The sequence below is a fragment of the Streptomyces sp. NPDC058284 genome, assembly GCF_042881135.1.
Classification (GTDB): Bacteria; Actinomycetota; Actinomycetes; order Streptomycetales; family Streptomycetaceae; genus Streptomyces.
The window spans coordinates 94222-105184 of sequence record NZ_JBHVYE010000029.1 but is presented as its reverse complement, the minus strand read 5'-3'; the positions used below and the strand labels follow the sequence as shown (position 1 = coordinate 105184).

The window sequence follows — 10963 nt, the reverse complement described above, 5'->3', positions numbered from 1 at the left end:
GGTCATCACACTCGCCGACCATCCCGCTATCGGTGACGGAGCGTCACCGGCGCACGGGAGCACACCCCCGCTTCACGAAAATCTTGCCAGGGCCAAGTTCAGGCGTACACCGACACCAGGGACAGACAAATGTGAAGTACGGACTTCCGTAGTCAGCACGGTGCTTCCTGGCACTGTCGCCACCGCGTGGGGTCGTAGGCCCGCCCCCCTCACGGTGTTCCTCCAAGAGGAGCCGGACGAGGGGCCTTCGTCGTTCAGTGAAGCAAGACGTGTCCGCGCGCCCGTCCAGCGCACGTCGGATGCGGTCCGGTCAGACGAGGACACCACTACGCGTTGCGAGCCCGCGGAGTTCCGGTAACACCGGTCCGGAAATGAGCAGACCTGTGGCCTCGTTGATTTCAAAGAGGATCAGGCACAAATTCCATGAGGACGATCACCGGGGTTTCAGGACGTTGACGTAGCGTCTCATCTGAGACCGTGGTGCGGTGTGACGAGCTCGTCAGCGTGTTATTCCCGTACCTCGGCACCGTGCGAGCGGACGCCGTCTTCCCGGCGAACGACGCAGTTCACGTCGTGGCCAGAACCCGCAATGTCGTCGTGAGATGTCCCGACTGCGCGAAGCCGCCCGAGCGGGTACACAGCACCTACGAGCGGCATCTTGCCGATGGTCCGACGGCGCCTCTCCGCAGTCCGTCAGGAACTCTCAACTACCCCAGATGCACCGCTCGTTTGACAGTCCCCAGACCGGATCAGCTCAGAGGTGAGCGCGCTCCGGTTGGGCTCGGTGATCGCCTCCGCGGTGCCAATCAGCACGATCACAACGATGACTTCGCCAAACCCGATCGAGTCCCAGGGTTGGCGTCGACGACCAGGACCTGCGCAGCATCGACGCCGGTGAGCGCCCGGAACGAGGCGAACATGGCCAACAGGCGTCGCCCGAGGGCGCCGACGAGGACGTGCGGCACAGACTCGACGATGACTACGACGCCCATGGCCACCGCGCCTTCGCGCTGCAGTCCGTCCACATCAATGCCAACGTGAAGAAGCGGTCCCCCAAAACGGAGAGCGTCCCGGCGAGCCACAGCACAAGAATGTTCCGCTCCCGCAGCGGTCGCACCGCTGCGGGCCACCCTGGAACGCAGACCGACCGCCGGCGGCCGAAACGGGGAGGGCGGACCGGAACGAGTGAGAGGGTGTTTCATTCTGATGTTCTGCCCCGACTTGCGGGCTTTGTGGTGTTCTATGCACCTCGCCAGGTAGGGGTGGACTCCCCGGTGAGGCGGCGGGTCATCAGGTCGATCATCCGGAGTTGTATGAGGGCGGCGGAGCGGGTGGGCAGGGTTTCGTAGTCGCGGGCGAGCCGGCGGAACATCATGAGCCAGCCGAAGGTGCGCTCGATGGTCCAGCGGCGGGGCAGCGGGGTGAAGCCCAGGCTGCCCGGCACGCGTTGGACCACTTCCACGGTGATGCCGAGGCGGGCGGCATCGATCAACTCGCTCGGCGTCCTGCAGAACAGCGCCACGCAAATCGACATCCTGGCCGCACGCCGTACATGGCGGTTCCCGACGAGGCCCGCACCACGCTCTATGCCCACGGCTTCCAGTACCACCCGCACCAAGGCGCCTTCCTCCTGCCCGCCGCGTACGGCGAGGCCGGTCAGGCCCTGCGCATCCAGGCGGCGGCCCAGCAGCTCGCCGTCCACGGCATCGGCGTCAACCTCCGTCACAGCCCGCCGCCGCCCGTCACGTGCCCTGCGGTGAACGCCCACGCTGTGCTATCGGGCTCGGCACCCGCCGCCCACCACCGTTAGCCCATCGCCGGGCATCACTGCCCAGCCCCTGCTCTCAGGAGATCCCACCTGTCCGCCCCTTCCACCACGCCCACGGTTCCTGCCCCTCCGGGCGTTGTCACACCCACCGATCCGCACGGTCGCTACGTCTACGGCCGTCAGGTCCTCGCGCTCACCGACCAGCTCAACGGCACCACGTCTACGAGCAGGCCGCCACCCTCGCCGACCAGGTCCTGGAACCGACCGACGGCCTGCTGGCGCGGCTCGCCGAGTTCTTCGAAGCGGCGGCCGAGAAGGCCAAGGAGTCCGATCACGACGACGGATTCGACCTCCACTACGACCTGGAGGACGCCGCGGCCACCGTGCGCGGACTCGGTGAGGACCTGCACGTCGCCGTCGACCGCATGCGCGCGCTGGACCCCGGTCCCCCCGCGCCCCAGGCCACGAAAGCGACGGTGCCGGGCGCGAGCATCGGGCTACCGACGGCGGTACACCCCGCATCTGGTCGTACCCGGTGAACACGCCAGAGCCTCCCGGCCCGCTCGCCGGTCTGGAGCAGGCGGCGCACCTGCACTCGCTGGCCGAGCGCATCCACCATGCCGCCGACGATCTACCGGCCCCGGAGCCCACGCACTCGCTCGCCAGCATCTGTGAGGAGGTCGAGAACCAAGTCCGCGTCACAGCGGGCCTTTTCACTTCTCCCGCGAGTGAGGCCACCTTCCACAGTCGCGTGGTGAATCGGCATCCCGGTGCGACCGATCCCCTCGCCCGCCACAAGATCGCCCTGATGACGCGTGCAGCCGATCCCCACGGCTGGGCTCTGGCCAAGCTGGGCGAAGCCGTCGCCCAGATCGGCCACCTCCAGAAGGTCAGCGCCGACCCGCGAACCCCCCAGCGGGTCAAGGCCATCGCCACCGCACGCGCGACCCTCGACAGCCGGCTCACCAGCGCCCATGCGCACCTGAGCAACGCGGCCAGCAACCTGCACCGGGACGCCGACCGGGTCATCACCTCGGCGTCCAGCATCCGACGTGCGCCAGCTCCTCCGTCCGCTGAACCGAACCGGCCGCCCGCCGCGCTGCCCGTACGACCCACCGCATCTAGAACTCTCCGCTGACCTGCGCAGACGCTGCACGATGGGCCAGCGTTGGGCAGCCTCGCGCCCGGCATCTCCGGATGGGAAAGGCTGCAACATAGTGGGCAATCCCCGATTAGCGAAACCGGGGATTGCCCGGACTCTAGAGGCGGATCACACACCACCTCTTCCTTCAGGAGCACCTCATCCGCCGCCCTCTCCACCGCTTCCCCCTGGTCATCGCCACCGCCTGCGTGGCCCTGTCCGAGGTCGACCGGTACGCGAGGGTCAACAACAAGGCCAACGCCGTCCGCGACCGCACCCTGCTCGACACCATTGAGGACGGGCGCGCTCGCCGAGCATCCCCCGATCGGTGCGGCTCTTCCCTCGGCCGGCGCCTCGCTCACCCTCACCGTCCTACTCGCCGCCCACCGGCATCTCGCCGTCCCCGGCGCCACCACCCGCCGCCGTGCACCGGCTCACGCCGCTCACTGAACACCCGTCACACACAAGGAATTTCGCCCATGGCCGTTGCTGGTACAGCGGGATGTTCCAAAGTGCGGAATGCCCGCTGCCTGCGCCGCTCTCGCCCGGCTCCGTGCCGAGGGCTGCGGCATCAGGCGCGAGAACGTGGCCCGCCTCTCCCGTTTCAGGATCGGCACGTCAACTTCCTGGGCCAGTACTCCCCCCTCCACCCCCACCCGCGAATTCGCCATAGGCCCAGGCGTACGAGACGAAACTCGACATCGACATCGACTTCGTCCAGCTCCGCGACTAGGTCCTGCGCGCCGAGGGCTTCGGGACTGCGGCCTGACCGGGCGAGGCCGGGTGGCAGTGCCGGCCTGGGGGTCCGCGGCCCGGGGCTGGGGTACCGGGCCGCGGGGCGGGGTTAGCGGTAGAGGAGGTGGAGTTTGCCGGCGTGTGTGGCGAGGGCGGGTTCGTCGACGCTGCGGGCACCGGCGAACGTGGTGGAGTTGGACCAACTGTTGGTGTTGGCGTCGAAGCGGGCGTGCCAGAGCTGGCCGCTGAGGCTGGGCAGGACGCAGTGCAGCTTGTTCTCGAAGACTTCGATGGCCGGTCCGGAGCGGGTGCGCCAGGTGGCGACGGTGCCCAGGTGAGTCCGCTGGGCGCCTTGGAGGATGAACCGGTTGACGGCTCCGGGTGTGAAGGCGACGTCCCGGTAGAAGACGTTGAGGGCCCCCTTGAAAGACACGGCGGTGGGCGCGCTGTCGGTGTACGCGGGTATCTCGATGACGTCCATGTACTTGTAGGTCAGGGCGCTGGCGCTGCCCCAGGAGCCGTTCTCGTAGACGGTGTAATACAGCTGCTGGTCAAGACCCGTGACCACGAGGTGGAGTCTTCCGTTGTGGAAGGCCAGCGCGGGGGCGGCCATGGTCTTGAAGGATCCGGTGTGGATCGTGCTGGTGGCACTCCAGCCGGCGGCGGTGTACCAGTTGTAGCGCAGAGTGCCGTCGCCCGCGGTGTGCACCGCGTGGAGCTTGGTGCCGTCCGACGCCAGGGCGGAGGCGTAGATGCTGCCGGCTTGGCTCCAGGCGCGCTGCGGGGTGCTCCAGGTCGTCCCGTCCAGGATGCTGTGCATGAGGTTGGTGCTGCCGGGGGCCAGGAACAGGGCGTGCAGCTTGCCGCCGTGGCTCTCCAGCGCGGCCGGTGAGCCGCTGGCCAGTCCGGGCGGGGTGGAGAGTGCGCTCCAGGTGGTGCCGGTCAGGGTGTGCTGACGCAGGGGGAAGGCGGGCCCCTGGGGCATGACCACCTTCAAGTAGAGGTAGAACTTGCCTCCGTCACCGGCGAAGAAGAGCGAGTTGTGGTCCAGGGGCCGCTTGCTCATGACGTGCAGCGCCGCCGTGCTGAACGCCACGTCGATCTCGTCGAGGAGGTCGTCGTCGTTGCGGACCCAGCCCAGGATTGCGTTGATCAGCGCGGCGACCAGCCCGACCAGGGAGAGGAAGGCGGAGGAGCCGTTGTACTCCTCGTTCTGGTTCTCCAGTGCCTCGGACGTCTTGAACGCCCACTCCTTGATCTGACGGCATGCCTCGCGCAGGTCGTCGAAGAAGCCCGAGCCGCTGTCGTCGTGCTCCCAGCACTGGATGTTTCCGGTGAGGGCGTTCTTGATCTGTCCGTTGAAGAAGTTCGCGCCCGCTGCGAAGTGCCGTACGTGTCCGCTGTCCACGCCGCTGAACACAGGCGATCGGAAGTCAACCTTGGAGACGTCGGAGCCCGCACCGGAGCACCAGTAGATCTCGTTCTTCGGGTCGAAGACGGTGTCGTGGGCGCGCGCCTGGGCGTAGAACTTGGTGAATTCCACGCGGGCGGTCAGCGGGGTGGGATTGGAGCCGAAGCCGCTCATGTTCTCCTCGGAGAGGAACACGATCGAGCCGCCGCCGTATTCGGCCCGTGCCTGGGCCGCCTCGGCTGTGTCCAGCTGCTGGCCGGGCTGAAGGGTGTCCACCCGCACCGTGCGGAAGTTCGGCTGTGCGGTGATCTCCGGCGCCAGCGCCGGCAGCACCGCGGCCAGGTCATCGAAGGAGAACCCCTCCGACAGCGGCCGCTCGGTGACGTCGGCGGTGAACAGCGCACTCGCCCCGCGTGCCGTGGCCTGCTCCTTGAAGACCCGCCCGAACTCGGCCAGTTCCGCATCCGAGGACCCGGTCACTCGCAGCACCCCGAGCAGCTGCTCCTCCAGGTCGGTGAGCTTCTCGTTCTGCTCGCTGCGGGCCGCGGCCCGCAGCGTCATCCCGTAGAGCAGGTTCGCGGCCGGGGACAGGGCCAGCCTGCGCGCGGTACGGGCCGCACGCCGGGCCCGCGGGGTGGGTGTTGCGCCGTCGGCGGTGGCGGCGGTGTCGGGGGCTGGTTCCCCGGCGAGTTGAGCGCGCAGACGGTCCACGCGCTCGGACTGGGAGGCGAGCGGGACGGATTGGGACATGCAACAACCCCTTCACGAAGAGTGATCAATTGATCACCTTGCGCGAGTAAGCATGCTGGGCTCCCGCTCCGGGGTGGAACCGGTATTCCGGACACGTAATTGCCCCTCGCCACCCCGAAATGGCGCAAAATTCGTAGCTTGCTTCACCGTCGCACTTCGACCATCAGCCCCTCGGGTTTGCGGCACGGACGACAGAACGTTGACGCTCCCGCCTGTTTATGTCCCCGCTGACCCCGATGGGTGGTGTCTCCACGCCACACTTGTCGATTACCGGCCGTTCCACCCTGAGTGATGGTTTGGTGACGGCACGTCCTGCGACGCTCTGACCGGGTCAGTAACGCGCCGGCCCATGAGGGGGTACAGGCATGTCCCAACCGACGAGCGGCAGCAGCACGGGCGCCCAGGCGCCCGCAGGTGATGGCAACCAGCAGGAAAACACCGCCGCCCCGGCAAGCGGCGATGAGTCTCCTGTTTTCCGCAGTGCCGCCGACGTCTCGGCTGTGTCCGGCGACCAGGCCGAAACCGGGATCACCGAGTTGAGCAGCATCCCCGCGACCCTCTCCGTGACCGAGAACCCCGCCATTGCGGACGCCCGTGACGCGCTCCTGAAGGCCATCGGTCAGGAGGCCCAGCACGTTGCGGACAAGTCCGCCGGGCAGGCATCAGCGGCGCTGGTGGAGCTTGCCCGCGCCTACGTTTTGGTGACCACCGGAACCGCCAGCGGGGCAGCTACTCCGGCAAGCGCGCTGAGAACAGGCCGATCCGCGGGCCTGCTCCATCCGAACGGTGCCCCCATCGGGGACGACTACATCGTTACCGATGTTCCTAAGCCAAACGTGCGCTACTACGACTAATCAATCCCAGGGCTCCGGACACGACTCTGGGCCGGGGCCCGCACGGACAGCCGCTTGCCGACTCTCGGAACACGAACCAGCAGTCGACCCGGCCGTCAGAACCCTTTTCCCGGCCGAGGCCGACATCCAGGAGCCGGTCACGTTCGAGGAGGCGGGCGGCACCTCCAGCCGCCTCCGCCCACTGATGCACCCGAAGTTCGGCGAGCTGCTGTCGTACGCGCGGCCGGGCGACCCCGAAGGGCCGCACCTGACCGACCTCCAAAAGCCGCCAGACCACTGCTGGCGCCATCCCAACCCGTCAGGCTTCCGAATAGGCTCTCGGGAAGATTCTGGCTGCTCGGTTGAAGAGGCGTCCGGATCATGGCTCGAGCGGCGCTCGCACAGCCCGGCCGCGACGGTCTCCCGGCCGGGTGCCGAGCGTGGCGCGGACTCGGTGAGCTGCATAGGGGGCATCGTCGCCGCCACTCTCCGCCATCCAGTTCGCGGCGGTCTGCTCGCAGAAGCCGAGCAGGCGGCTGAAGACGAAGGCGGGAAGCTCGGCCGCAAGGTCCATGAGGGAGGCGTTCCTGGTGGGCCGGGGCCGGATGCCGAGCGCCTTGAGCCTGCGGGACAGACTGACCGGCTCCATCGGCCGACCAGCCCGCGAGCCGGGGAACAGCCAGCGGCTGGGGCCGGGCTCGAGGCGATGGGCCTTGCCGACCCGATGGCGCACCAGCTCGCGGAGCATCCCGTCCAGCGGTGACGGGATCTCTACCGGGTGTGCGCCCAGGCGCAGACGCAGCGTGGTGCCGTCGTCGAGGACATCGTCGCGGCTGAGTGCACAGATCCGGGACGGGGGCTGCGCGAACAGCAGCAGGAGCAGTCCGGCAGCCCTGTCACGGACCGCGATGCCGGGCTCGTGGATGAGCTGGTGCACGAGCCGCCAGCGGGTGTCGGCGGCGACGATGTCGGCGGCAAGGGAGCTGGTGTAGAAGGGGGCCGTCAGAGCGCGGGTGCGCTGGTGGCGCACGTCCGGGCCGCCCGACGGGGCCCAAAAGCGGGCCCAGCCCGTCGACCGCGCGCGGCCGGGCAACAAGCATCACCTCATCACCGACGGCCAGGGCATTCCGCTCGCAGTGTCGTTGACCGGCGGCAACCGCCACGATGTCACCCAACTCCTGCCCCTGCTCGACAAGAACCCGGTCATCGCGGGCCAGGTCGGCAGACCGCGTCGGCGCCCGGATGCCCTGCCGGCCGACCGCGGCTACGACCACGACATCTACCGGCGCCAGCTGTGGCAGCGCGGCATCCGCCCTGGGATCGCAAGGCGCGGGGAGCCGCACGGCACAGGCCTGGGCATCTTCCGCTACGTCGTCGAGCACACCATCGCCTGGCTCCACGGCTTCCGCCGCCTACGCATCCGCTGGGAAAGACGCGACGACATCCACGAAGCATTCCTCGGACTCGCCGTCTGCCTGATCACCTACCGCCACGTCCAACGCCTTTGTCAGGGGCAGTAAGTGCGCCGCCGTCGGCGATGACCGGGCCACGGCAGACCCGGTCGGCTTGAGCCTCACCCGGGGCAGGCCACGACGGTGCGCCTCGGAGACGACCTTGCCATCAGAGCCGTGCATGCTTTCCCGGGCCGACCGCGTCACCTGCGAAACGCGACCAGGTGTCCACCACAGGTCGGCCGACAGGCTTCCGCGATCACCTCTTGGTTCACATCGATGCCCCCTCGGATGCGGATGTGGCAGAGGTACTTGCACGGGCCTGGCCTGCCACAAGTGCGTCTGGTCGGCTGCCGGGGGAAGCGGAGCCCACGGTGATGGAGGCTCAGGTGTACATCCCGTTCGCGGTACGGGGCTGAGCGGCCCCGCCAGACCGGGATGACCGTGCCCCGATGCCGCTGCGGTGCCGCTCCTCGCTGCGGCCTCCCGCGCGATCGTCGTGTCGGGAGAGTGGGCGCGCTTATGTCGTTCTTCGGGCCGCCGCTCGGCATTCTTCCGGGCGGCGTAGACACGCATATCGACTCAGCGCTCCCTGTGAAAGGTTTCCCCAATACCCCTGTAGCAAATTCCTTTATTGACGCCACCCAGGCCCCTGGTAATCTTCGGAATCGTCAGACTTTGGGCGCCCAGTGACACCATCCCCTTTCCCGGAAAGAGCCTTTGCCAAGTAGGTGATGGTGTTCCTTACAACGCCGTCACGGCGGGAAGTCGCCGCGAATGCGCTGGCTTAATTCATCTTTATTAACTGCACCTGTCCTCCGGAGGCAGATCCATGAAGTTCTCGGTCATGCTCCCGTTCGTCCCTAGGCGGCCGGAGCAGGCCCTCCCCTTCGCCGGTCTGGTGAGTTGGTCGTCGGCCGTTCGCCTATGGCAGGGCCAGGGATTGCTGACGGAGGGGCATCACATCTACAGCTACCTGGCGGGTGCCGGTTTCCGGTTTCCGGTCGGTTTCGGTGTCTCGCTCATGCCGTTCCGGCACCCGTACGACGCTGCCGTCCAGGCTCGCTCTCTCGCGCTCACCACTGGTCAGCCGGTGGTCGCCGGGTACGGCCCGGGCGCGCTCCAGTTGCAAGGAGCGCTCATGGGGCGGGAGTACCGCAGCCAGGTGGGCGCCTGCCGTGAGTACCTGACCGTCCTGCGTCAACTGCTCGACGGTGAAGTCGTGGACCATTCCGGCGAGTTCTTCGAGTTCCGCGGCCAGCTCGAGCCCTATCCCGCGCCACGCGTGGAGGTCGGTCTCGGGGTGCTGCGCAAAGGGGCGGGACAGGTGGCCGGCGAGAGCGCCGATGTTGCCATCACCTGGATGACCCCGGCTGGTTACCTGGCAGAAGTGCTCGTTCCGGCCATCGACTCGGGTGCGACGCAGAAGGGGCGCAAGCGACCGCGCCTCACGGCGATCGTTCCCCTCGCCCTCGCCCGAGACGACCGTGACCCCTCGGTCCTCGCCCTGGCCGGCAACAGGGCTCATCTCTTACTGCCGCACTATCAGAGCATGCTGCGGGCCGGTGGTTTGGACATCACCGGCACCCCGGAGAAGGACGTCGAGCAGCTGATCGCCGGCGATGTCTTCCTGTTCGGCGATGAGGACGAACTGGCCCGGAAACTGGATGTCTACAGGCAGGCCGGAGTGGACGAGGTCGTGCTCAACGTGACCGGAGTCTGCGCAGTACACGGTCCGGAAGCCGCAGTACGCGAACTCGCCACCATCCTGCGGCACATGAAGCGATACCCGAGTGAGGCCCCGAACAAGTGGGCCCGTGGGGAGCGAGTGGCGTGAACACTCACAAGCGGAATCTCATGTCCTGGGTGACGGGCCGAAGCTGCGGGCTGACGCTCCCGGACTACGGCGTCGCCACCATCGTGGCTGAGCGGGCCGAGGACGTGGCCTGGCTGGCCGAGAACGGGCACGCAGGCGCGGGGACCGTAGTCTACGCGCCGGAACAGAGCGATGCGGGCTCCACCACTGAGGCTCTCCGCGGCGTGGGTGCAACGCGAATCCCCTACCGCGGCTCCTTCGTCGAGTCAGGCTCCGAGGTCCAGCTGGGCGAGGACTTCTTCCTGCAGATCCAGGCATACAGCATCGCCGGGTTCCTCGCTCTGCTCGGTCCAACCGCGGTCCGCGTCACTGAACCGGAGGACCTGGACGCCTTCCTCGCGGACGCCGAGGCCGCCTCGAGCAAGGTCTCTGGTCGGACGTGATGACCCATCCCGCCGTGCAGCTCGCCGACGTAGCCCTGCTCGGTGGGCATGCGCCGATGGACGGACCACGCCTGCGCCTGTACGTGACGCAGGACCGCCGACTGCGGCTGAGCCCCCTGATGGGGCTGGACGACCCGCGGAGTACGCCGCCCGGTACGCAGGAGCTGGAACCGGCCTCGGAGGAGCTGGGACCTGGCTCGGACAACCTGGCACTCTCAGGGCCGGGTATCACTGCGGCGCGGGAGCTGCCGTGGCTCGGTAGATACCACGCGGCGCTCCACGCGGTGCAGGCGGCGCGGGCCCGCGGCCACGAGGACGCGCAGGTCTCGGGATTCGGCGTGCGCTTCGACACCGGCCTTCCGCTCGGGCCGGACGCGCCCGACCTTCGCGATCCGCTCGCCCCGGTGTTGCTGCGCTCAGGCGATACGTTCCTCATGCACGTCCCGGCCACGGGCACCGACTTCCGGGTCGACGCGGAAACGGTTCGCGCGCTGGAGCGCGCCATGGTCACCCCCGAGGCGGCCGCAGAGCGTGCACTGCGCCTCGTCGCACGGTTCGCCGAGCCGACCGAGCGAGCGGGGGCCGGCCTGTGAGTCCGGCCACCGTGGCCGCGTC

General features: G+C 68.2%; 9 protein-coding genes and 2 pseudogenes. 6 read left to right on the top strand and 5 right to left on the bottom strand.

Going from position 1 to position 10963, the window contains the following annotated elements; all coding sequences use genetic code 11:
* Positions 1-815: 815 nt before the first annotated feature.
* From ACFVYR_RS31250 to ACFVYR_RS31240, 3 genes and pseudogenes are all read right to left on the bottom strand, one after another.
* A complete protein-coding gene (locus ACFVYR_RS31250) occupies positions 816-1025 on the bottom strand; it encodes a hypothetical protein (RefSeq protein ID WP_384258907.1) in 210 nt (69 codons plus the stop codon).
* A 215-nt stretch (positions 1026-1240) separates the two neighbouring features.
* Positions 1241-1483, bottom strand: a pseudogene (locus tag ACFVYR_RS31245) (transposase); the annotation flags it as partial.
* 464 nt (positions 1484-1947) lie between these two features.
* A complete protein-coding gene (locus tag ACFVYR_RS31240) occupies positions 1948-2178 on the bottom strand; it encodes a hypothetical protein (RefSeq protein ID WP_384258909.1) in 231 nt (76 codons plus the stop codon).
* Between the two features lie 125 nt (positions 2179-2303).
* On the opposite strand from ACFVYR_RS31240, the gene ACFVYR_RS31235 reads away from it, so the two are divergent.
* Complete coding sequence (locus ACFVYR_RS31235; protein WP_384258911.1) at positions 2304-2906, top strand: hypothetical protein; 603 nt, start codon at positions 2304-2306, stop codon at positions 2904-2906.
* An 847-nt stretch (positions 2907-3753) separates the two neighbouring features.
* Here the strand turns inward: ACFVYR_RS31235 and ACFVYR_RS31230 are convergent.
* Positions 3754-5805, bottom strand: coding sequence for a hypothetical protein (locus ACFVYR_RS31230; RefSeq protein WP_384258912.1), 2052 nt, complete (start codon positions 5803-5805; stop codon positions 3754-3756).
* Between the two features lie 365 nt (positions 5806-6170).
* Between ACFVYR_RS31230 and ACFVYR_RS31225 the strand changes: the two genes are divergently transcribed.
* Entirely contained in the window at positions 6171-6659 is a 489-nt protein-coding gene (locus tag ACFVYR_RS31225; RefSeq protein ID WP_384258913.1) for a hypothetical protein, read from the top strand.
* Positions 6660-7017: 358 nt separating this feature from the next.
* On the opposite strand, the gene ACFVYR_RS31220 is transcribed toward ACFVYR_RS31225, so the two are convergent.
* Positions 7018-7668, bottom strand: coding sequence for a hypothetical protein (locus ACFVYR_RS31220; RefSeq protein ID WP_384258915.1), 651 nt, complete (start codon positions 7666-7668; stop codon positions 7018-7020).
* On the opposite strand from ACFVYR_RS31220, the pseudogene ACFVYR_RS31215 reads away from it, so the two are divergent.
* The 4 genes and pseudogenes from ACFVYR_RS31215 to ACFVYR_RS31200 all read left to right on the top strand — a co-directional run.
* A pseudogene (locus ACFVYR_RS31215) lies at positions 7663-8158 on the top strand (IS5 family transposase); the annotation flags it as partial. The gene ACFVYR_RS31220 and the pseudogene ACFVYR_RS31215 overlap by 6 nt on opposite strands.
* A 763-nt stretch (positions 8159-8921) precedes the next feature.
* A complete protein-coding gene (locus ACFVYR_RS31210; RefSeq protein ID WP_384258918.1) occupies positions 8922-9926 on the top strand; it encodes an LLM class flavin-dependent oxidoreductase in 1005 nt (334 codons plus the stop codon).
* Positions 9923-10348, top strand: coding sequence for a hypothetical protein (locus ACFVYR_RS31205; protein WP_384258920.1), 426 nt, complete (start codon positions 9923-9925; stop codon positions 10346-10348). The genes ACFVYR_RS31210 and ACFVYR_RS31205 overlap by 4 nt, the downstream gene beginning before the upstream one ends.
* The gene (locus tag ACFVYR_RS31200) at positions 10345-10941 is read left to right on the top strand and encodes a hypothetical protein (RefSeq protein WP_389613276.1); all 597 of its coding nucleotides are present in this window, start codon (positions 10345-10347) and stop codon (positions 10939-10941) included. The genes ACFVYR_RS31205 and ACFVYR_RS31200 overlap by 4 nt, the downstream gene beginning before the upstream one ends.
* Positions 10942-10963 lie beyond the last annotated feature (22 nt).